Raw genomic sequence first — 19,541 nt, 5'->3', positions numbered from 1 at the left:
TTACATGCTGAAATGGCTTCTCATAAGCGCCGCGCTCTATATGGCGCTTGTCGGCGCGGGGCTCATGTTCTTCACGCCGCAATTCGGCGTCGGCGCCGTGCCCGCGGATGCCTCGTCGGAGCTGCTGGCGCTGATGCGGCTGCTGGGCGGGCCGTTCTTCGGCATCGCCGCGCTCAACTGGCTGACGCGCAACGCCGAGCCGTCGAAGACCCGCGACGCGGTGCTCCTGGCCAACCTGGTCGGCTTCGCGGCCGTGGCGCTCAACGATGCGTATGGCGTCCTGACCGGTGAGGCGCGCGATGTGGCCAAGCTCTTCCTCGTCGTCCACGCCGCGTTCGCACTCGCCTTTCTGGCCGCTTGGCTGCGCGCCCGCAGAGCCGCCTGAGATCGGGGTTTTGCTTTGCGCTGCGGTGATGCGAAAACAGCGCTGTGCCGGACGAAATCCATTCGCGCCCCGAGATCACCGCGCAGCTGGCGCGCGGCGTGACGCGCATGCTGGCGGAGCATGGGCTGGCGTCGGTTCTCGAAGCGCCGCTCGCGAACGGGCGGCGCGCCGACGTGATGGGCCTGACCGCCAGGGGCGAGATCTGGATCGTCGAGACCAAATCGTGCCTCGAAGACTACGCCGTCGACGCCAAGTGGCCCGACTACATGGAGTATTGCGACCGCTTCTTCTTCGCCGTGACGGAGAGCTTTCCGCGCGAGCTGATTCCGGAAGAGGTCGGCCTCATCGTCGCCGACGGCTTCGGCGGCGCGATCCTGCGCGACAGCCCGGTGCGCCCGCTCGCGGGGGCGCGGCGCAAGGCAGTGACGCTGCTGTTCGCGCGACTGGCGGCGTTCCGGCTGAACGGTTAGCCGCGCGGCGGCGGCGCTTCCTCGAGCGGCGGGGGCGCGCCGACGACGCGGCGTTCTTCCGCCGAGGCGATGGTCTGCGGATCGACCATGCGATAGCCGGCGGGCACGCCGAAAAGCGACGGGTCCTGCGGGCCGCGCTGCAGCGACGTCGCTTCCCAGAGCACAAGATCGTTCTCGGTGACCTTCAACACGATGCCGTCGCGCGTGATGCAAGCCACGCGCTCGACGCCGGCGACCGCCGTGCGCGGCCGCCACAAGCGCCCACGCTCGCCGGCGACTTCGCATAGGCCTTCAGTGCGGGTGTTCTTCGGCCCGAGAGCCGCCCAGGCCGTTTCGAGCGGCTGCGGCGCGTCTGCGTCGTCGATGCGCACGGCGACGCCGGGGGGCGGCGCAGGCGTGGCGGCGTCGGCGGGCGCGAAGCTCACCGTCACCGGCGGCGGCGGCGGCGGCACGCCGATGGCGGAGGCGGCGACGCCGGTCTGCTGCGCGCCCGGATTGAGCACGTAGGCGCCGCGGCTCGCGTCATCGAACACGATGGTGGCGCGGCCGATCGCCGGCAGCGTGGCCTCGACGCGCATTTTCGGCCCGTCGCGATAGATGATCGTGTGCGTGGCCGGCCCGCCTTCGGGCGGCGTCGTCAGGCCTTCGAGCCGATAGGCCGACTGGCCGAACTGCGGAAACTGCGAGGCCCCGCAGGCGGCGAGAAAAACGGCTGCTGCGGCAGCGGCGTAAGCCGGGCGTTTCATCTGCTCTTTCCTTCGTGCCGCGAACGCGGCGCTAAGGACGCGAGTTCCTGAAAACGCGGTTCCCTAACCAGCGAGGCTAGCCAAGCTGGCGCAGACGTCGCGCCGGGCCGTTTCAGCCGCCGCGCGGTATTCCGCCGGCGAGGGCGCCAGCCTGCGGATGAGCGCAATGCCGCGCTCGCTCGGGCTTTCGACGATCATGGCGGCGCCGTCCGGGCGCCGCGCGCCGCGGCGGATCAGCGTCAGTCCCGCGCCATACTCGGCCTCGCGGTCGTCGATGACATAGTAATTGTCGCTGTTGGCGGCGTAGAGCGAGAGCGACCAGTAGGACGACCAGGGCGCCGCCGAGATCGTCACCGGGCCGGCGCTCAGATCATAAGCGCAGGCCGAATAGGCGAAATCGGGCGAGGGGCGCACGATCTGACGCGATGCGGGCGAGACGCGTTCGGCCAGCCGCCAGCTGTTGTAGCTCTCCCCGCCGACGCGTTCGATCGCGACGTTCATCATCAGGCGAGGCGCCGCGTAGATGCAGGCGATGTGCGTGACAGCTGCGATCAGCAGCGCGCCGAACACGTACTTGTCCCAGCCCATCACGCTTCTCCCGCACAGGAAAGCGTCGTGAGCCGCGGCAACGTCTCGGCGCTGGCCCGGAAATCGCGGTGCGGGTTGTAGACGCGCAGCGTTAGCGAAAAGTCGCGCCCGGCCGCGCGCGAGGACAGCCAGTGCGGCGCATTTCCGCGCACCGGCGAAACCCGGACCGACCACATCGAGTCGAGACCGATGCGCGACGCGTCGATCGAGCCGGCGTGGTCGTTGTTGCGCACGAGATAATTGTCAGCGTCGTAAAGCGTCACCGACCACCAGCGCGCGGCGAGCGGCGGACCGCTCAGATCGTAGACGCAGCTCTCGTCGAGCGGGCGGCCCTCCTCGTCTTCGTAAAGCGTGAAATAGAGCGCTTCGCGCGCGCTCAGCGCCAAGAGGCCGTCGCGGGCGATAATGGCGCGGGTGTACGGCCCGGCCGCCTGCGATCCGGCGGCCCGGCTATGCGCCCAGGACCCGTAATGTTCGATGAAACCGGCGCGGCCGAACTCCAGCGTCGCCCATGCCGAGCCCACGCCCAAAGCGACGCCGATCAGCGCCGCCGCCGCCCAAGCCAACACCCGCCGCAGCATTCGCTCCCCGCCGCGAAAGCTTCACGAGGCTTCACGCCTCCGCGCTAGTTTTGAGGTCGAGCGAGAGCGCGTGCAAGCCCGTGTCGAATTCTTCACGAAGCGCGTCGTAAACCAAGCGTTGACGCGCTACGCGCGATAAACCGGCGAACGCGTCGGAGACGACGCGCAAGCGGTAATGCGTTTCGCCTTCCGGGCGCGCGCCGGCATGGCCGATGTGGCGCGCCGATTCATCCTCGAGCACGAAGACGTGAGGCGAGAGCTGCGGTTTCAGCAGCTTCTCGATGCGCTCGGCGCGGGAAAGATGCGTTTTCGTGTCTGTCAATTCCTTGTCCGCTTAACCTCTGGCGCCCATACTCGTCATCCTCATGTCGAATGCGTTCGAGTACCGGCCGAAATTCGTCGACATCCGCGTCAAGAAGCCTGACGCGGCGAGGCTCGACCGCGAGCCGGGCGAGCGTTCGTGCGATCAGATAGGATGCAAACGGGTGGGCGCCCATAGGGCGCCGAAAAGCCGTGATCGCCAAGGGGAGTACTGGCACTTCTGCACCGAGCACGCCGCCGCCTATAACAAGCGCTGGAACTATTTCGCCGGCATGACCGATTCCGAGTTCGCCGACTATCAGGCGAAGGAAGAAACCGGCCACCGTCCGACCTGGACCTTCCGCAGCGGCCGGCTCGACCGCTACTCGTCGGCCATGCGCGGCTTCCGCGCCGGCCGCGTCGGCGATCCGTTCTCGATGTTCGGCACGGAAGGCGAGCCTGCCAACGGGCCGGTGCGCCAGCGCCGGCGGCTGACGCGGCTGCAGAGCTTGGCGCTTGAGGCCATGTCGCTCGAGGAAAACGCGACGGCGCCTGATATCCGCACCCGCTACGCCGAGCTGGTGAAGCGCTGGCATCCCGATTCCAACGGCGGCGACCGCAGCGCCGAGGAGCAGCTGCAGCGCGTCATCAAGGCCTACCAGACGCTGAAGGCCGGCGGGCTGGTCTAGGCCGGCCGGGGCCCCCAAGTCCGGCATAGAAGCGTTCTATTCGAGCTTCGCCAAAACGCCGCTTTTCTCTCCATGCTGCGGCGCGGTAAGCTCATGCGCAAATCCAGCACAGCCGAGACGAAATGACGACTGCCGACGATCTCCTCACCATGAAGCCCGACCGCCAAATCTCGGCCCGCGAGTTCGGCGTCGACAGCGACATGAAGGTCCCGGCCTTCGCCAAGCGCACCGAGTACGTCCCCGATATCGACGACGCCTACCGGTTCGATCCACAGACAACATTGGCGATCCTCGCCGGCTTCGCCTTCAACCGTCGCGTCATCGTCCAGGGCTATCACGGCACCGGCAAGTCGACCCACGTGGAGCAGGTGGCGGCGCGGCTCAACTGGCCGCTGGTGCGGATCAATCTGGACAGTCACGTCAGCCGGATCGATCTCGTCGGCAAGGACGCGATCGTGCTGAAAGAAGGCAAGCAGGTCACCGAGTTTCGCGAAGGCATGCTGCCCTGGGCGCTGCAGCGCAACGTGGCGATCTGCTTCGACGAATACGACGCCGGCCGCCCCGACGTGATGTTCGTGATTCAGCGCGTGCTGGAATCTTCCGGCAAGCTGACGCTGCTCGATCAGAACCGCGTCATCACCGCCAATCCGCTGTTCCGCCTGTTCGCGACGACGAACACGATCGGCCTCGGCGACACCACCGGGCTTTATCACGGCACCCAGCAGATCAACCAGGCGCAGATGGACCGCTGGAATATCGTGACGACGCTCAACTATCTCGAGCACGATGTCGAAGCCGACATCGTGCTGGCGAAGGCGCCGAGCTATGATACGGGCGACGGCAAGCGGAAGATCATGTCGATGGTCCGCGTCGCCGACATGACGCGCAACGCCTTCATGAACGGCGACATCTCCACCGTAATGAGCCCGCGCACCGTGATCACCTGGGCGCAGAACGCCGAGATTTTCGGCGGCGATGTCGGCTTGGCGTTCCGGATGACGTTCCTGAACAAGTGCGATGAACTGGAGCGCCCGACCGTGGCCGAGTTCTACCAGCGCGCGTTCGGCGCGGATCTGCCGGAAGCGGCGACAAGGGTGAAGGTGGCTTGAGTAGTGGGCGTTAGCCCGCGAAAGCCATCCCGGCCGCAGCGGAGCGAAGAGCAGGGATCAATGGATCTGGACGATACCACGCCTGCAATTCGCTTCAGATTTCGTCTCGCGGAGGCGGCTCGTCACGCAGGCGCTCGCGCTCTTCCTTTGTCAGAGGCGCGAGCTTCACGCACGCCTCGCCTTCGTTGATGAGGAATTCTTCTCCGCGCTGGACGCGGTTGAGCAATTCTTCCATCCGCCGTTCGGCCTGGGCAGTGGTGAGCTTGGTCATGAGTGACAATATCCCTTTTCGAGCGTGATGTCGCCCTTCCGCAGGGACGCTCGCAGGCTATGATGGGAACCGATGTCCGCCAAAGAAACTCCGGCCGAACTGTTCAAGCGCTCGCTGGCGCAGACGACGCGTGCGCTCGCGGGGCGCGAGGATGAACTCGAAGTGACGTTCGGCGCTGAGGGCCCGCGCCTCAGTCCGGGGAAAATCGTGTTGCCGCATCCGCCGCGCGTCATCTCCGATCCCGACGCCGAGCGCATCCGCGGTCAGGCCGACGCGCTGGCGCTTCGACTCGCGCACCACGATGCGGCCGAGCACGCGCGCATGCGCCCGCAAGGGGCCGAAGCGCGCGCGGTGTTCGATGCGGTGGAGGAGATGCGCATTCAGGCGCTGGGCGCCAATGCGATGCGCGGCGTCTCCAACAATCTCACCGCTTCGCTCACTGATCAGCTCGAGCGCAAAGGCGCATCGCGCATGCACGATCGGGCGATCGCGCCGCTGGCGGACGCCGTTGCGTTGCTGGTGCGCGAGCGGCTCACCGGGCTCGCCCCGCCACCAAACGCGAAGGCGCTGGTTGAATCTTGGCGCAAGGACATCGAACGCGACGCCGGCGGCGCGCTCGACCGCCTCGCCGCCGTGCACGGCGATCAGCACGAGTTCTCGATGCTGATGCGCGACGTCTTGACCGATCTGGGCATCGGCGACGAATTTGGCGCCGAAGAAACCAAGGACGAGGACGGCAGCGACGCCGAACAGCCGCCGCCGCAACCCGATGAATCGCCCGAGGGTCAAGATCAGAAGGAAGAGGACGCCTCCGCCGAGCTGCAGATGACCGAGTCCGAACCGGACATGGACAGCGACCGCACGATCCAGGTCGAAGCCGAAGACGAAGCGGAGGACACCGAGGAGTCCGAGCAGGAAGAGCCCGGCGAGAAGCCGATCCGGCCGAAGCCGCGCAACGAACCGGAAGACCCGAACGCGCAGTACAAAGTGTTCACGCGCGCGCACGACGAGGTGATCGGCGCCGAAGACCTCTGCGACGGCGAAGAGCTGGCGCGCCTTCGGGCCTATCTCGATGCGCAACTGAAGCCGCTGCAAAGCGTGGTCGGCCGCTTGGCGAACCGGCTGCAACGCCGTTTGCTGGCGAAGCAGAACCGCGCCTGGAGCTTCGACCTGGAAGAGGGGCTGTTGGATACCGCGCGCCTCACCCGCGTCATCACCGATCCGATGCAAGCGCTGTCGTTCAAGCAGGAAGAGGACATGCCGTTCAAGGATACGGTGGTCACCCTATTGTTGGACAATTCAGGCTCGATGCGCGGCCGGCCGATCATGGTCGCGGCGCTCTGCGCAGACATTCTCGCGCGCACGTTGGAGCGCTGCGGCGTCAAGGTGGAAATCCTCGGCTTCACCACGCGCGCATGGAAAGGCGGCGAAGCGAAGCAGAAATGGCAGGAGGCGGGACGCCCGCCGCAGCCGGGGCGGCTCAATGATCTTCGCCACGTCGTCTACAAGGCCGCTGACGCGCCCTGGCGCCGCTCGCGCCGCAACCTCGGCCTGATGATGCGCGAGGGGCTGCTGAAGGAGAACATCGACGGCGAAGCGTTGCTGTGGGCGCACGAGCGCTTGCTCGGCCGCGCCGAGCAGCGGCGCATTCTCATGGTGATCTCAGACGGCGCGCCGGTCGACGACAGCACGCTTTCCGCTAACCCGGGCAATTATCTGGAACGCCACCTGCGCACCGTGATCCATTGGATCGAGACGCGCTCGCCGGTCGAGCTGATCGCCATCGGCATCGGCCACGACGTCACGCGCTATTATCGCCGCGCCGTCACCATCACCGACGCCGAACAGCTCGGCGGGGTGATGACCGAGAAGCTCGCCGAACTGTTCGACGAGCCGACCAACGACGATGTGCTGCCGCCGCCGCGCAGCCCGCGCGAAAGCCGCCAACGCGCCCAGGTCATGGCGTGATGCGCTGCGCACTGTTGAGCATTTGTGCGCTCCTTTCGGCCTGCGCGCCTGCGATCATCGACACGCCGGAGCAGTGGCGCGCGGTCGACGTGGAGACCGCGCCGGTGGCGCTCGGCGCGGAGAGAGTCGGCCGGCTCCGCTTCCGCGGCGGCGTCGAAATCTCGTCGGCGGACGAAGTGTTCGGCGGCATTTCCGATCTCGAAGTGCTGGACGACAACCGCATTCTCGCCATCAGCGACAATGGCGATTGGTTCGAGGCCCGGCTTGTGCTGAACGAAGCCGGCGATCTCGTGGGCGTCAGCGATGTGCGCAGCGCCTTCATGCGCGACGAGAACGGACGCCTATTTCCCACCAAGCGCCATGGCGACAGCGAAGACTTGTCGCAGCTGCCGGACGGCCGTTTCGCCGTCAGCTTCGAGCAGACACAGAGCATCCGCATCTACGACTTCAACCGCGACGGCCCATTCGGCGCGGCGCGTCCCGGCCCGCGCCTCGCTGGCGTCGAGCGGCTGCACCGCAACGCCGGCCTGGAAGCCATAGCGGCGACGGCGGAGGGCGCGTTGCTCGTCGGCGCCGAAGGCGGCGAGCAACGCACGACGCCGCTTTGGCTGGCGCCGCTCGACGCGCAGGCGCCGGTCGAGCCGCGCATCGGCTATCCCGCGGCGCTAGGCTATTCGCTGACCGCGCTCGATCGCTTGCCGGACGGCGGCTTTGTCGCGCTCGAGCGCTTCTATGCGCCGGTCATCGGCGCACGCGCGCGCATCACCATGTTTCCCGAAACGAGCCTCGCAGCGCGTGGCGAGGCGCTGCCAGCGCTCACCGTGCTGGCCGAGCTCGCGCCGCCGATGCCCGTCGATAATTTCGAAGGCATCGCCGCGCAGCGGCTCGGCAGTGGCGCGACGCGGATCTACGTCGTCTCTGACGACAATTTCAGCGATCGCCAGCGCACGCTGCTCTACGCGTTCGACGTCTCTTCCGTTTCGTCGTCGCGCTGATGGCGCGCCATGCGCAGCTCGGCCCATGCCGCGAGCCCGAGCAGACCGGCGATGAACAGCGTCCACCACATCTGCGCCCAGAGCGCGAACGCGAGCAGCGCGGCGGCGATGATGAGGCCCGTCACGGCGGTGGCGATGCGCGCGCTGCGCCGCGGCATGACGTAGCTCAGCGCCGCGCGCAGGATGTGGCCGCCGTCGAGCGGAAAGCCGGGCAGCAAATTGAACAGGCCGAGCAGCAGGCTGATGAAGCCGAACGTGCTGAGCGCATTGAGCAGAGCGAAGCTGGTCGGCTCGGGCGACAGTGAATTCGCGAGCAGCGGCATCAGCGATGTGATCAGCGCCCAGCTCGCGAGATTGGCGCCTGGGCCAGCGGCCGAGACGGCCATCTCGTGCCAGCCCTGCTTCGGCTGGCGCGCGAACTGGACGTAGCCGCCGAAGAAGGTCAGCACGATGCGCTTGCTCGGCGCGTTGAGCGCCGCCGCCATGCCGGCGTGTCCGAACTCGTGGATCAGCACCGCCGCGAACAGCACGGCGACGAAGATGAGCGCCTCACCCAGCGCGCCGGCGCCGCCGCGCAACAGCGAGGAGCCAACCACGTAGGCGGCCAGCAGCAGGAACGCCGGTTCGACGATGACAGGCGCGCCGGCGAAGGTGCCGATGCGCAGGCCGGAGTTCGGCTCGGCCACGGCTCTAGGCCGCGGCGGCTTCCGAAAGCTTCTTCTTCAGCTCGCGGCGGACTTTCGCCGCGCGATCGGAAAGCTCGCTCTCGTCGGCCTTCAGCAGGAACTGGTCGAGGCCGCCGCGATGGTCGACGGACCGGAGCGCCGCCGCGGTGATGCGGAACTTGAAGTTGCGGCCCAAAGCGTCGCTGGCCAGGGTGACGTCGACGAGGTTCGGCTTGAACTCGCGCTTCGTCTTGATGTTGGAGTGGCTGACCTTATGGCCGATTTGGCGGTTGACGCCGGTCAGCTCGCAGCGGCGGGACATGGGAACGCGCTCTCTAGAGTGGGAATTTTGAAGCGCGGACGCATACGCGAACGGCCGGCGGGGGTCAACTGGCCGGCCGAGGACGATTGCGGCGAGGATTCCTCGAAGAAGCCCAATTTGGTTCATGCCGGCGTCAGGGCCGATGCACTATCTATGGCCGTGGAAGAAGGACGAAGGCTCACGATGATCAAGAAGATTGCCGCCGCGGCCCTGGCGCTCGGGCTGGCGCTGGCCGGACCGGCCGCCGCCCAATCGGGCAACCGCAGCTTCGACGGGGTCTATTCCGTGCACGCCCGCGGCGTCGAAGCCGGCGATTTCACCTATAGCTTCCGCCAGAACGGCTCCACCTACACCGCCACCGCCGAGCGCGAGATGAAGGGCTGGGTGGGCGCGGCCCTGCGCCGAAGCCAGGATTACACCTATTCCGTGCGCGGCAACGTCACTGCCGATGGCACGCTGCGCCCCACACAATACCAGCACCAGGGCGGGCGGCGCCGCGATGACCGGCCGAACGGCCGGCTGGTGCGCGCGACCTTCTCCGCCAACGACGTCGCCACCACTTCGGTCCCGGCCGGCATGGGCATGGGCGATCCGCCCGCCACCGCCGCCCAGCGCCGCGGCGTCATCGACCAGATCACCGCCATCGCCGCGATGGTGACGGCGACGGGCGATCCCTGTTCGCGCACGCTGCCGATCTACATGGACGGCCGTTCGCGCTTCGATTTCGTGCTGACGCCGAACGGCACGGTGAACATCAACTCCCGCGCCTATCAGGGGCCTGGCGTGCGCTGCCGGGTGCAATTCCGCCCGATCGCCGGCTTCGGCGATCCGCAGGAGCCCGCGACGCTCACCTTCCTGTTCGCCCGCACCGAGAGCGGCATGTGGGCCCCGGTCACGATCGAGATGCCGACCGACGGCGTCGGCGTCGTGCGCCTCGAGGCGCGCCGGTTGACCGTGAACGGCCAGCGCCTGCGCTAACTCGATGCAGATTTGGAATGAGAAGGCCGCCGGCAGGTGTCGGGCGGCCTTCTTCATGCTGGACGGTAGTCTTGTGTGTTACTTAAGTCTTAAACACAAGACTTAGCCGTGAACGACGCAAGAACGAATCAAATGCAGTGATTCGCAGGTGATTCGTTCTGGTTCTTTTCCGTCGCCCTCATCTTACCAGTTCTCCAGCTTCGGCTTGAAATCGCCTTAGCCGGCAACCATCGTCGGGGCATGAGCGCCCGCGCCCGCGTCAGGGCGGTCCTTGGACCCACCAACACCGGCAAGACCCACTTGGCGATCGAGCGCATGCTCGGCCACGCCAGCGGCATGATCGGCCTGCCGCTCAGGCTGCTCGCGCGGGAAGTCTATGACCGCGTCGTGAAAGCCAAGGGCGAGCACTTGGCGGCGCTGATCACCGGCGAAGAGAAGATCGTCCCGGAAAGCGCGCGCTATTTCGTCTGCACCGTCGAGGCGATGCCGTCCGATCGGGCGGTCGAGTTTCTGGCCGTCGACGAGATCCAGGTGGCGCGCGATCTCGACCGCGGCCACGTCTTCACCGATCGCATGCTGAACGCCCGCGGCTTTGGCGAAACCATGCTGCTAGGCGCCGACACGATGCGGCCGATGATCCGTAAGCTTTTGCCGGACGCCGAGATCATCCGCCGTGAACGCATGTCGACGCTGGCTTATGCCGGGCCGCAGAAGATCACCAAGCTGCCGAAGCGCTCGGCCGTCGTCGCCTTCTCCGCAGAGGAAGTCTACGCCATCGCCGAATTGCTGCGGCGCCACCGTGGCGGGGCGGCTGTGGTGATGGGGGCGCTCAGCCCGCGCACGCGCAACGCCCAGGTCGAGCTCTACCAAAGCGGCGAGGTCGATTTCCTAGTCGCCACCGATGCGATCGGCATGGGCCTCAACATGGACGTCGATCACGTCGCTTTCGCCTCGCGGCGCAAGTTCGATGGCCGCACCTGGCGCGATCTCCGCCCCGACGAAATCGCCCAGATCGCCGGCCGCGCCGGCCGCTTCACGCGCGATGGCCAGTTCGGCGAAACCGGCGAATGCGAGCCGTTCGACGCGGAGATCGTCGAACGGGTCGAAGCGCACGAGTTCGAGTCGATCGAAGCCGTACAATGGCGCAACGAGACGTTGCGGTTCGACAGCGTCGAAGCTTTGATAGCCTCGCTGGAGAAGCCGCCGGAGCGCAATGGATTGCTGCGCGTGCGCGGCGCCGACGATGAATTCGTGCTCCGCCGCGCACTCGACGAAGCCGAATTGATGGATGGGATTCGCACGCCGGACCATGTGCGCCGGCTGTGGGACGCTTGCCAGCTGCCGGATTTCCGCAAGCTCTCGAAGGACGAGCACGCCACCCTGGCGCTGCGGATCGCTGGCTACATCGTCAAGCCTAGGGGCCGCGTGCCGAGCCAATGGGTCAGCGCCGAGATCGAGAAGCTCGATCGCCCGGACGGCGATCTCAACGCGTTACAGGCGCGCCTCGCCCATATCCGCACTTGGACGTACGCGGCGAGCCGCGCCGATTGGCTCCAAGACGCAGAAGACTGGCGCATGAAGACGCGCGAGGTCGAGGACAAGCTTTCGGACTCGCTGCACGAGGCGCTGACGCAGCGTTTCATTGATCGCCGCACCAGCGCGCTGCTCAAAGGTCTGAAGCGCGAGGACGCGCTGCTCGCCGGCATTTCCGAAGAGGGCGAAGTGACGGTCGAAGGCCATTTCGTCGGCCGGCTCGACGGGCTCGAATTCATCCAGGATCCGCGCGCGTCCTCCAGTCTCGAAGGCCGCGCCGTGCGCAACGCGGCGCTGCGTGCGCTCCGGCCCGAGGTTTCACGCCGTCTCGCGCGCATCGCCACGGCCGAGGACGACGATATCGAGCTCACGCGTGACGGCCGCGTGCGCATTGACGGCGCGTTCGTCGCCAAACTTACCGCCAAAACGCCGGTGCTGAAGCCGCGCCTCGATCTGATCGGCGCCGAGCACGCGCACGAAACCGAACGCGCAGCCGCGCGCGAGCGGCTCGAACTCTGGCTTGCGCGCCTGGTCGCGCACGATCTGCGCCCGCTGGTTGCGCTGGAGAACGCATGGCGCGATGGCCGTTTGCCGCCGGACGCTCGCGGGCTCGCTTTCCGCCTGATCGAGAACGCCGGTGCGCTCGATCGCGCGCACGAAGATCTCGACCACATGGGCGAGGCCGGCCGCGCCGCCCTCCAGCGTCAAGGCGTCAAGCTGGGCAAGCACACGATCTTCCTGCCGGCGCTGGTGAAGCCGCGCGCCGCGCACACGCTGGCGCTGCTCTGGCACGCGGCCCACCCCGGCAAACCGCACGCGGTGTTCCTTGCCCGGCCGGGCGCGCTCTCGGTTCCGCTCGAGCAGGCGCGGCCGTGGGGCGAATGCGCCGCCGCCGGGTTCCGTCCCTGCGGACGCTTCGCCGTGCGTTTGGATTTAGTGGAGCGCTTGGCTGAAGCTATCGAAGGCCCAGAACAGCCGCTGGAAGCACAACTCGCCCGCATGATCGGCCGGTCGGCGCGCGATCTGCCGGGCATCCTCTCGTCGCTCGGCTATCGTCGCATGGCCGAAAACGAGGGCGCACCCGCGCGCTGGCGGCGCGCCGCGCGCAAGCGCCGCCCCGAGCCGCAACCCTCGCCGGACGGCGCTTTCTCCGCGCTCGCCAACCTGCTGCCGTCGTCCGCGACACCGCCGCGCCGCCGCCGGAGAGGGCCCGGGTGAGCGAGAGCCAACGCATCGACGTCTGGCTGTTCCGCGCCCGTTTTGTGAAGACGCGCGCCGCGGCAGCCCGCCTGATCAGCGAAGGCGGCGCCCGGATCGCCCGCGACGGCGTGGCGCGGCGGCTGGAGAAGCCCTCGGTGGAAGTGCGGATCGGCGACGCACTCTTGTTCCCCCTGCGCGGGAAGCTGGTTGCGATCCGCGTTGAAGGCCTGGGCGCCCGCCGCGGCCCCCCCGCCGAAGCGCGACTGCTTTACAGCGAACTTGACGCAGAGAGCTTCGCTTGACGCTCGGCGCCGTGCTCGTCATCTGAACGACGGGAGTAGTCAGCGGCAATGACCTACATCGTCACCGACGCATGCGTGAAATGTAAGTACATGGACTGCGTCGAAGTCTGTCCTGTCGACTGCTTCTACGAAGGCGAGAACTTCCTGGTCATCCATCCGGACGAATGCATCGATTGCGGCGTCTGCGAGCCTGAATGTCCAGTCGACGCGATCAAGCCCGACAGTCACGACGAGCCCGATGGCAAGTGGCTTCGCGTCAACACCGAGTATTCGAAGACTTGGCCGAACATTACGGTGAAGGGAACACCTCCCGAGGACGCCGATCGCTTCAAGGACGAAAAAGGTAAATTCGAGAAATACTTCAGCACGGAGCCGGGGACCGGCAGCTGAACTTGTGACAGCAGGCCGCTTCCGATTCGGCGTAAACTGTGTTATATACTCTCCACAATCAGTGGCGCGCGCAGACGCGCCGGCAGTCGGATCACATCATCACGCTACCGTAACCGCGCAGGCACATCTCGGGCGGGAATGAAGCCGTCCGCCTTGGCGTGCGCGGCTTGGCATGACGTGACGGTAAGATTTGACCGCGTACGTTGGGACAAACGGAGTCACGAATGCAAACTGCCAACCCCTCGACTGCTTTCCGCCCGGGCGACCACATCGTCTATCCGGCGCACGGCGTGGGCCGGGTCATGGGGGTAGAGCAGCAGTCGGTGGCTGGCATCAGCCTCGACGTGTTCGTGATCTCGTTCGAACAGGACAAGATGACCCTGCGGGTGCCGACCGCGAAGGCGAAATCCTGCGGCATGCGTCCGCTGGCCTCCAGCGAAGTGGTCGACCAGGCGATGAAGACGCTGCAAGGCCGCGCCCGCATCAAGCGCACCATGTGGTCCCGCCGCGCCCAGGAATACGAAGCCAAGATCAACTCGGGCGATCTGGTGTCGATCGCCGAAGTCGTGCGCGACCTGCACCGCGCCTCGGACCAGCCGGAGCAGTCCTATTCCGAACGCCAGCTCTATGAGAGCGCGCTCGACCGCATGGCCCGCGAACTCGCGGCGGTGGAAAAGGTCAGCCGCGATGACGCGGTGCAGAAGGTGACGGCTTCGCTCGCCTCGAAGAAGCAAGCCGCGGCCGCCTGACGGCGCCAGCGAACGCACACGGAGAGCCGGACCGTAAGGTCCGGCTCTTTTGCTATGCGCGCGCCTTTTTCTTTTAGTTCCTACGGCGCCCAACAGCCGCTTCGAGCGTTCGTGATCTGCAAGGCGCCAGAGGGATGAGCTGGCGCATGCACGCTTTGTGACTCCGAACGTAGGTAGGGTATGGCGCTCACCGAGACCTCAGAACTGCGCCGTGGGGCTCAGAGCTATCTGCGCACCGCGATGCGCGCCCCGTTGCTCGACGCCATGCACGAACGCGAACTCGCCCGCCGCTGGCGCGACGAAGGCGACGAGCGGGCGCTGCATAAGCTGATCACGGCCTATCTCCGCCTCGTTGTCGCGATGGCTTCGCGCTTTCGCCATTACGGCCTGCCGATGAGCGATCTGGTGCAGGAGGGCAATGTCGGTTTGATGCAAGCCGCCGCGCGGTTCGAGCCGGAGCGTGAAGTGCGTTTCTCCACCTATGCGTCCTGGTGGATTCGTTCGGCGATGCAGGATTTCGTGCTGCGCAACTGGTCGATCGTGCGCACCGGCACGACTTCGGCGCAGAAGGCGCTCTTCTTCAATCTGCGGCGCCTCCGGGCCAAGATCGGCGATGTCGGCGACGCGGTGATGAGCGCGGAAGCCTCCTCGCGCGTGGCGCTGGCGCTGCGCGTGCCGGAGCGCGAGGTCGAGGCTATGGCCGCGCGTCTCTCCGCGCCCGACCGCTCGCTCAATGCGCCGCTGACGGAAGAGGGCGACGGCGAATGGCAGGATCTCCTCGCCGACGAAAGCGACAGCCCCGAACTGATGGTGATGCAGGCGCATGACGGCGCCGCGCGCGTCAGCCTCGTGCATCAGGCGCTGCGCGAACTCTCCGCACGCGAACGCCTGATCATCCAGGAGCGCAAGCTCGAAGACGAAGCGGTGACGCTCGAAGCGCTGGGCGAACGGCTCGGCATCTCGAAGGAGCGCGTGCGCCAGATCGAGGGCAACGCCCTGGAGAAGCTCCGCCGCGCCTTGATCGCGCGCGTGGGTGATCCGGTGGAGGCCGGCTACGTCGGCTAGCGCCGCCTACGAGGCCCCGGCTCTACTCCGCCAGCACTTCCAATTGGCTCGCATGCTCCAAACAAAGCTGCGGCTCGCCGCGATAGACCCCGAGCGGCCCGCGCGCCCGCACGTTGGAGCCGGTGAGCGAAGCAAGCGGCGGCCCCTCCCAGGCTGAGAAGTTCTCGCCGAACACGACCAGCGCAAACGGCGTCTCTGCCGGTGCGCCGTCCATCGCCAGCGACGCGCGCGTCTCGAACACGCGCGCATCAGCGATGCGGCCCTCGACGATCCGGTAGGGCGCGTCGCCGCGCAGGCAAGTCGCGTCCGCTTCCAGCGCCGTCCGCGCGGCGCTGCGCGGGCTCGCCGCGCGATAGGCGCGCTCGGCCCACAGGCCGCGCTCCGCTTCGCGCGCCAGCGCTTCGATCTCCAGCAGCTCGTCCGTGCGCGCATGATTGTCGCGGCGCGGTCGCACGTACGCCGCGCCGCGCGACACCAGCTCGTGCTGCAGCCAGAACCAGCGCCCGCCTTCGCTGCGCACGAACACGTGCGCGATGGCGGCTTCGCGCGGCGCCTCCTCGCCTTCGCGCGGGCGCCCGACCCACCGTTTCGCGCCGCCATACGCAAGCAGCACCTCGCGATGCAGCGCCAGCGCTTCCAGCTCGCCTTGCGCTTGCGCGGCGTAGTCGGCCTCGCCCTGCGGCGCGTCCACTTCCGCCAAGAACACCCGCAAGCCCGACTCGAGTTCGAGCGTGTCGCCGTTGTAAGCGCGCGCCACGCGGCTTTCTTCGCCGCGTTCGAGTTCGCCGATCTGCGGGCCGCAGGCGGCGAGAAGCGCGAGCGCGAAGAACCCCAAACCCAGGAGCAGGCGACGCGCCGGCCGCGGCGCGATTCCGGATCGCGCTTCGCGCCTCCGGAATGACGACGTTTGCCCCCAGCTGAGCATCAGTACCCGCCCGCGCTGCCGTCCTTTCGCATTTCCGTCGCCGCTTCATAGACGCCGTTCGGATTACGCATGATCGCTTGGTAGCCGCCGAACGAACCATCGGCGGGGCGGATGCGATGGCCCCGCCGCTCCAATTCAGCGCGCACCTCCGGCGGCACGCCGTTTTCCATCGCGACGAAGCCGACGCCGTCGGGTTCATCGCCGGTCGGTTCGGCGCCGCCATAGAAGCGATAGCGCGCGGCGTCGCCGGCGGCCTGCAGGTCCATGTCGTAGTCGACCAAGTTGACGATGATCTGCACGTGCCCTTGCGGCTGCATATCGCCGCCCATCACCCCGAACGCGAGCCAAGGCTGGCCGTTGCGCAGCGCGAAGGCGGGGATGATGGTCTGAAACGGGCGGCGGTTCGGCATGTACTGGTTGGGATGGCCGCGTTCGAGCGAGAATAATTCGCCGCGGTCCTGCAGCATGAAGCCGAGACCGTCGGGCACGAGGCCCGAACCCATGCCGCGATAGTTCGACTGAATCAGCGACACCATCATGCCGCTCGAGTCGGCGGTGGTGAGATAGGTGGTGTCGCCATCGATTCTGAGCTCCGCGTGCGGCGGTGGCGCCATGGCGCGGTCGTTGCGGATCATGGCGCGCCGCTGCGCGGTGTAGTCATCCGTCAGCAGCCTGCGCACGTCGAAGCGGGTGAAGGCGGGATCGCCGTAGAATTGCGCCCGGTCGGCGAAGGCGAGACGCGTGGCTTCGATCTGCGTGTGCAGCGAATCCGCCGAGAGAAAGCCCATGGCGCGCAGGTCGAAGCCTTCGAGAATGCGCAGCGTCTGCAGCGCCGCGACGCCCTGGCTGTTGGGCGGAATCTCGCACACTTCGACGCCGCGATAGGGCACGCACACCGGATCAACCCATTCGCCGCGGTGCGCCGCAAGGTCTTCGTAGCGCAGCCAGCCGCCGATGCGGCGCATATAGCCGTCGATGGTCCGCGCGATCGGTCCGCGATAATACGCATCGCGACCGTCGCGCGCGAGCAGCTCAAGCGTGTTGGCGAGATCGGGATTGCGGAAGAGGCCGTGACCGTCCGGCAATTGCCGCATCGGCTCGCAATCGTCCTGGCAGAAATAGGTCCCGCGCGCGTTGTCGTATTCCTGCAGCCGGCCTTCCGCGAATTCACGCTCCAAGCGCCGCCGATTGCTCGCCCAATACATCGCGATCGTCTGCGGGATCGGCGCGCCTTCGCGGGCGTAGCGGATTGTCGGCGCCAAGAGGTCGGCCATCGGCGTGCGGCCGAAGCGTTCGTGCAGCGCGAACCAGCCGTCGACCGTGCCCGGCACGGTCACCGGAGCTGCGCCGAAGCTCGGGATGTGCTCGGCGTCGCCGCGGCGGCGCGCTTCACGCCGCATCTCCGCGAACGAAAGCCCGCACGGCGAACGCCCTGAGCCGTTGTAGCCGTAGAGCCGCTGCGTCTCCGGATCCCAGACGATGACGAAGATGTCGCCGCCGATGCCGTTGCCGGTCGGCTCCACAAGGCCGAGCATCGCATTCGCAGCGATCGCCGCGTCGATGGCGCTGCCGCCGTTGCGCAGCACGTCGATCGCCGTCTGCGTCGCCAGCGGATGGGCCGTGGCGGCCGCGCCGTGCGGGGCGATCACCGGGGAACGCGTCGCGAAGCTTTGCCCCGACACACGCTCGCCGCGGCCGAAATTCGGATCGCGCGCCGGCGCGTCCTGTGCGCTCGCGCTCGCTGTGATCGCTGTTGCGACGAGTGCGCCTAGCATTGCGCGCGCCCAAATCTTCATCGCTTCCCCTCCGAGACGAGGGCGGCACTGAACCGGATTAGCGCAAAGCAAGCAAGCGCGCGGTCAGCGCGCGGCGGCAGCGGGCGCTTCCTCTCGCAACAGCGAAAGCGCCGGCGGGACAAGGCCAATGAGGAACGCCATGCAGCCCGGCCCCCACATGATGAGCCCGCCGAGCTGCTGGTCGGCGAGCGGATCGAGACCCCAGACCGCCGTCGTCAGCACGTGCGGCGCGAACGCCGGCGCGCCGGCGAGCGTCAGCCAAGCGCCGAGCAGCGACATCTGCACGGTCGAGATTAGCCCAGCTGCGACCGCGCCCGCGGCGCCACGGCGGTCGGTGCGCAGCAAGGCGCTCCAAAGCGCGAGCGCGCTCGCGAGCAGGCTCACATGCATGATCCAGTAGACGAGCCTGTTCTCGAACGTCGCCGCGTAGGGCGCCGGCATGTGCCAGAACCAGATCAGCGCCGCGAAGACGAGCGCGGCGGCGATCGGCTCGCCCAACGGCGCGAGCCGCCGCAGCAATTGGCTCGGGAGCAGCCGTGCGGCGCCGCCCAGAACGAGCAACGGCGCCGCGAGGAGCGTCAGCACCATGTGCTGGCCGACGCGGGCCGAGAACAGCGACACCGAAAGCGCGCAGAGCGGCGAGATCAACGCCAGCGTGAGGGCGGCGAAGCCGGCGGCGAAGCACCAGCGTTGCGTCCGCCCCAGGCCGGCGCGAGGCGCGGCCGCACAGTAGCACAGCGCCGCGATCGCCAGCGCGACGAGCAAGCCTGGATCGAGCGTCCACCGCGCCCAAAGCTCCGCCGGCGCCGGCGGCGAACCGCAATAAGAGCCGCTCAGAAAGGTCACGCCGATCCCTCGCTCGAACGAAACCAACGCCGCCCGATTTGCGCCTGTTCCGGCAAGCGCGCTAATCCTTGCGCCATGGCAAAAGCCGACCTGAAACGCTGCGCCTGGTGCGGCGACGATCCGCTCTACGTCGCCTACCACGACGAAGAATGGGGCGCGCCCCAGCGCGATCCGCGCATGCTCTGGGAAATGCTGATGCTCGAAGGCTTCCAGGCCGGGCTCGCGTGGATCACCGTGCTGCGCAAGCGCGAGCACATGCGCACGGCCTTCAGGGGTTTCGAGCCGGCCAAGGTCGCGCGCTTCGGCGAGAAGGACATCGCGCGTCTGATGGCCGATCCGGGCATCATCCGCGCCCGCGCCAAAATCGAGGCGACCATCGCCGGCGCCCGCCTCTATTGCGACATGGCCGAGCGCGGCGAGGACTTCGCCGCCTATTGCTGGTCGTTCACCGGCGGCCAGCCGATCAAGGGCGACGGCAAGTCGGTTCCAGCCTCGACGCCGCTCTCGGCGCAGATCTCGAAGGACCTGAAACAGCGCGGCTTCAAGTTCGTGGGCCCTACCATCGTCTATGCCTGGATGCAGGCTGTCGGCGTCGTCAACGACCACAGCGCTCATTGCTTCCGGCGCGCGCAAGTCTAGTGTAGGCGAGTGCCGCATGGGTGACGCAC

23 protein-coding genes are annotated in these 19,541 nt (G+C 67.4%); 13 read left to right on the top strand and 10 right to left on the bottom strand.

Features of this window, described 5'->3' with window-relative positions; all coding sequences use genetic code 11:
* Positions 1-4 precede the first annotated feature (4 nt).
* Together VEA80_RS14520 and VEA80_RS14515 are read left to right on the top strand one after the other, a co-directional pair.
* Positions 5-385 (top strand): hypothetical protein, encoded by a 381-nt coding sequence (locus VEA80_RS14520; protein WP_325061478.1) that lies wholly within the window; start codon positions 5-7, stop codon positions 383-385.
* Positions 386-429: 44 nt separating this feature from the next.
* Complete coding sequence (locus VEA80_RS14515; RefSeq protein ID WP_325061477.1) at positions 430-855, top strand: MmcB family DNA repair protein; 426 nt, start codon at positions 430-432, stop codon at positions 853-855.
* Here the strand turns inward: VEA80_RS14515 and VEA80_RS14510 are convergent.
* From VEA80_RS14510 to VEA80_RS14495, 4 genes are all read right to left on the bottom strand, one after another.
* The gene (locus VEA80_RS14510; protein ID WP_325061476.1) at positions 852-1,601 is read right to left on the bottom strand and encodes a hypothetical protein; all 750 of its coding nucleotides are present in this window, start codon (positions 1,599-1,601) and stop codon (positions 852-854) included. The genes VEA80_RS14515 and VEA80_RS14510 overlap by 4 nt on opposite strands.
* A gap of 63 nt (positions 1,602-1,664) precedes the next feature.
* Complete coding sequence (locus VEA80_RS14505; RefSeq protein WP_325061475.1) at positions 1,665-2,189, bottom strand: DUF1254 domain-containing protein; 525 nt, start codon at positions 2,187-2,189, stop codon at positions 1,665-1,667.
* Complete coding sequence (locus VEA80_RS14500) at positions 2,189-2,770, bottom strand: DUF1214 domain-containing protein (RefSeq protein WP_325061474.1); 582 nt, start codon at positions 2,768-2,770, stop codon at positions 2,189-2,191. The genes VEA80_RS14505 and VEA80_RS14500 overlap by 1 nt, the downstream gene beginning before the upstream one ends.
* 31 nt (positions 2,771-2,801) lie before the next feature.
* Positions 2,802-3,092, bottom strand: a complete 291-nt coding sequence (locus VEA80_RS14495; RefSeq protein ID WP_325061473.1) for a BolA family protein — start codon at positions 3,090-3,092, stop codon at positions 2,802-2,804.
* Between the two features lie 43 nt (positions 3,093-3,135).
* On the opposite strand from VEA80_RS14495, the gene VEA80_RS14490 reads away from it, so the two are divergent.
* Entirely contained in the window at positions 3,136-3,759 is a 624-nt protein-coding gene (locus VEA80_RS14490) for a J domain-containing protein (RefSeq protein WP_325061472.1), read from the top strand.
* 122 nt (positions 3,760-3,881) lie between these two features.
* The gene (gene cobS / locus VEA80_RS14485; protein ID WP_325061471.1) at positions 3,882-4,868 is read left to right on the top strand and encodes a cobaltochelatase subunit CobS; all 987 of its coding nucleotides are present in this window, start codon (positions 3,882-3,884) and stop codon (positions 4,866-4,868) included.
* Between the two features lie 94 nt (positions 4,869-4,962).
* Here the strand turns inward: cobS and VEA80_RS14480 are convergent, their stop codons facing one another.
* Entirely contained in the window at positions 4,963-5,139 is a 177-nt protein-coding gene (locus VEA80_RS14480) for a hypothetical protein (RefSeq protein WP_325061470.1), read from the bottom strand.
* Between the two features lie 72 nt (positions 5,140-5,211).
* On the opposite strand from VEA80_RS14480, the gene cobT reads away from it, so the two are divergent.
* Positions 5,212-7,107: a cobaltochelatase subunit CobT gene (gene cobT / locus VEA80_RS14475; protein WP_325061469.1), complete on the top strand. Its 1,896-nt coding sequence runs from the start codon at positions 5,212-5,214 to the stop codon at positions 7,105-7,107.
* A gap of 14 nt (positions 7,108-7,121) precedes the next feature.
* Positions 7,122-8,102: an esterase-like activity of phytase family protein gene (locus VEA80_RS14470; RefSeq protein ID WP_325061468.1), complete on the top strand. Its 981-nt coding sequence runs from the start codon at positions 7,122-7,124 to the stop codon at positions 8,100-8,102.
* Here the strand turns inward: VEA80_RS14470 and VEA80_RS14465 are convergent.
* Together VEA80_RS14465 and rpmB are read right to left on the bottom strand one after the other, a co-directional pair.
* Positions 8,063-8,788 carry a site-2 protease family protein gene (locus VEA80_RS14465; RefSeq protein ID WP_325061467.1) on the bottom strand — a complete coding sequence of 242 codons (726 nt, stop codon included), beginning with the start codon at positions 8,786-8,788 and terminating at the stop codon, positions 8,063-8,065. The two genes, VEA80_RS14470 and VEA80_RS14465, sit on opposite strands and share 40 nt — an antisense overlap.
* A gap of 4 nt (positions 8,789-8,792) precedes the next feature.
* Entirely contained in the window at positions 8,793-9,089 is a 297-nt protein-coding gene (gene rpmB / locus VEA80_RS14460; RefSeq protein WP_325061466.1) for a 50S ribosomal protein L28, read from the bottom strand.
* A gap of 183 nt (positions 9,090-9,272) precedes the next feature.
* Between rpmB and VEA80_RS14455 the strand changes: the two genes are divergently transcribed.
* The 6 genes from VEA80_RS14455 to VEA80_RS14430 all read left to right on the top strand — a co-directional run bounded on the left by VEA80_RS14455 (position 9,273) and on the right by VEA80_RS14430 (position 15,306).
* A complete protein-coding gene (locus VEA80_RS14455) occupies positions 9,273-10,067 on the top strand; it encodes a DUF3108 domain-containing protein (protein ID WP_325061465.1) in 795 nt (264 codons plus the stop codon).
* Positions 10,068-10,307: 240 nt separating this feature from the next.
* Entirely contained in the window at positions 10,308-12,818 is a 2,511-nt protein-coding gene (locus VEA80_RS14450) for a helicase-related protein (protein ID WP_325061464.1), read from the top strand.
* Positions 12,815-13,102, top strand: a complete 288-nt coding sequence (locus VEA80_RS14445; RefSeq protein WP_325061463.1) for a S4 domain-containing protein — start codon at positions 12,815-12,817, stop codon at positions 13,100-13,102. The genes VEA80_RS14450 and VEA80_RS14445 overlap by 4 nt, the downstream gene beginning before the upstream one ends.
* A gap of 48 nt (positions 13,103-13,150) precedes the next feature.
* Complete coding sequence (gene fdxA, locus VEA80_RS14440) at positions 13,151-13,492, top strand: ferredoxin FdxA (RefSeq protein WP_325061462.1); 342 nt, start codon at positions 13,151-13,153, stop codon at positions 13,490-13,492.
* A 224-nt stretch (positions 13,493-13,716) separates the two neighbouring features.
* Complete coding sequence (locus VEA80_RS14435; RefSeq protein ID WP_325061461.1) at positions 13,717-14,241, top strand: CarD family transcriptional regulator; 525 nt, start codon at positions 13,717-13,719, stop codon at positions 14,239-14,241.
* Between the two features lie 180 nt (positions 14,242-14,421).
* Positions 14,422-15,306: an RNA polymerase factor sigma-32 gene (locus VEA80_RS14430; protein ID WP_325061460.1), complete on the top strand. Its 885-nt coding sequence runs from the start codon at positions 14,422-14,424 to the stop codon at positions 15,304-15,306.
* 22 nt (positions 15,307-15,328) lie between these two features.
* Here the strand turns inward: VEA80_RS14430 and VEA80_RS14425 are convergent, their stop codons facing one another.
* The 3 genes from VEA80_RS14425 to VEA80_RS14415 all read right to left on the bottom strand — a co-directional run bounded on the left by VEA80_RS14425 (position 15,329) and on the right by VEA80_RS14415 (position 18,873).
* Positions 15,329-16,141, bottom strand: a complete 813-nt coding sequence (locus tag VEA80_RS14425) for a thermonuclease family protein (protein WP_325061459.1) — start codon at positions 16,139-16,141, stop codon at positions 15,329-15,331.
* A gap of 89 nt (positions 16,142-16,230) precedes the next feature.
* Positions 16,231-18,027 (bottom strand): gamma-glutamyltransferase family protein, encoded by a 1,797-nt coding sequence (locus VEA80_RS14420; protein ID WP_325061458.1) that lies wholly within the window; start codon positions 18,025-18,027, stop codon positions 16,231-16,233.
* Positions 18,028-18,090: 63 nt separating this feature from the next.
* Positions 18,091-18,873 (bottom strand): cytochrome c oxidase assembly protein, encoded by a 783-nt coding sequence (locus tag VEA80_RS14415; protein WP_325061457.1) that lies wholly within the window; start codon positions 18,871-18,873, stop codon positions 18,091-18,093.
* Positions 18,874-18,948: 75 nt separating this feature from the next.
* Here VEA80_RS14415 and VEA80_RS14410 point away from each other — a divergent pair, with 75 nt between their 5' ends.
* A complete protein-coding gene (locus VEA80_RS14410; protein ID WP_325061456.1) occupies positions 18,949-19,512 on the top strand; it encodes a DNA-3-methyladenine glycosylase I in 564 nt (187 codons plus the stop codon).
* Positions 19,513-19,541 lie beyond the last annotated feature (29 nt).

Origin of the sequence: Vitreimonas sp. (genome assembly GCF_035627415.1) — a bacterium.
Lineage (GTDB): Bacteria > Pseudomonadota > Alphaproteobacteria > Caulobacterales > Aquidulcibacteraceae > Vitreimonas.
The sequence above is the reverse complement of the archived record's forward strand: the minus strand, read 5'-3'. Positions and strand labels throughout refer to the sequence as shown.

Bases quoted from the DNA above. Each gene is read 5' to 3' on its own strand.
- VEA80_RS14520 (WP_325061478.1), top strand. From the start codon at position 5: ATGCTGAAATGGCTTCTCATAAGCGCCGCGCTCTATATGGCGCTTGTC.
- VEA80_RS14510 (WP_325061476.1), bottom strand. From the start codon at position 1,601: ATGAAACGCCCGGCTTACGCCGCTGCCGCAGCAGCCGTTTTTCTCGCC.
- VEA80_RS14505 (WP_325061475.1), bottom strand. From the start codon at position 2,189: ATGGGCTGGGACAAGTACGTGTTCGGCGCGCTGCTGATCGCAGCTGTC.
- VEA80_RS14500 (WP_325061474.1), bottom strand. From the start codon at position 2,770: ATGCTGCGGCGGGTGTTGGCTTGGGCGGCGGCGGCGCTGATCGGCGTC.
- VEA80_RS14490 (WP_325061472.1), top strand. From the start codon at position 3,136: ATGTCGAATGCGTTCGAGTACCGGCCGAAATTCGTCGACATCCGCGTC.
- cobS (WP_325061471.1), top strand. From the start codon at position 3,882: ATGACGACTGCCGACGATCTCCTCACCATGAAGCCCGACCGCCAAATC.
- VEA80_RS14480 (WP_325061470.1), bottom strand. From the start codon at position 5,139: ATGACCAAGCTCACCACTGCCCAGGCCGAACGGCGGATGGAAGAATTG.
- cobT (WP_325061469.1), top strand. From the start codon at position 5,212: ATGTCCGCCAAAGAAACTCCGGCCGAACTGTTCAAGCGCTCGCTGGCG.
- rpmB (WP_325061466.1), bottom strand. From the start codon at position 9,089: ATGTCCCGCCGCTGCGAGCTGACCGGCGTCAACCGCCAAATCGGCCAT.
- VEA80_RS14455 (WP_325061465.1), top strand. From the start codon at position 9,273: ATGATCAAGAAGATTGCCGCCGCGGCCCTGGCGCTCGGGCTGGCGCTG.
- VEA80_RS14450 (WP_325061464.1), top strand. From the start codon at position 10,308: ATGAGCGCCCGCGCCCGCGTCAGGGCGGTCCTTGGACCCACCAACACC.
- fdxA (WP_325061462.1), top strand. From the start codon at position 13,151: ATGACCTACATCGTCACCGACGCATGCGTGAAATGTAAGTACATGGAC.
- VEA80_RS14435 (WP_325061461.1), top strand. From the start codon at position 13,717: ATGCAAACTGCCAACCCCTCGACTGCTTTCCGCCCGGGCGACCACATC.
- VEA80_RS14430 (WP_325061460.1), top strand. From the start codon at position 14,422: ATGGCGCTCACCGAGACCTCAGAACTGCGCCGTGGGGCTCAGAGCTAT.
- VEA80_RS14420 (WP_325061458.1), bottom strand. From the start codon at position 18,027: ATGAAGATTTGGGCGCGCGCAATGCTAGGCGCACTCGTCGCAACAGCG.
- VEA80_RS14410 (WP_325061456.1), top strand. From the start codon at position 18,949: ATGGCAAAAGCCGACCTGAAACGCTGCGCCTGGTGCGGCGACGATCCG.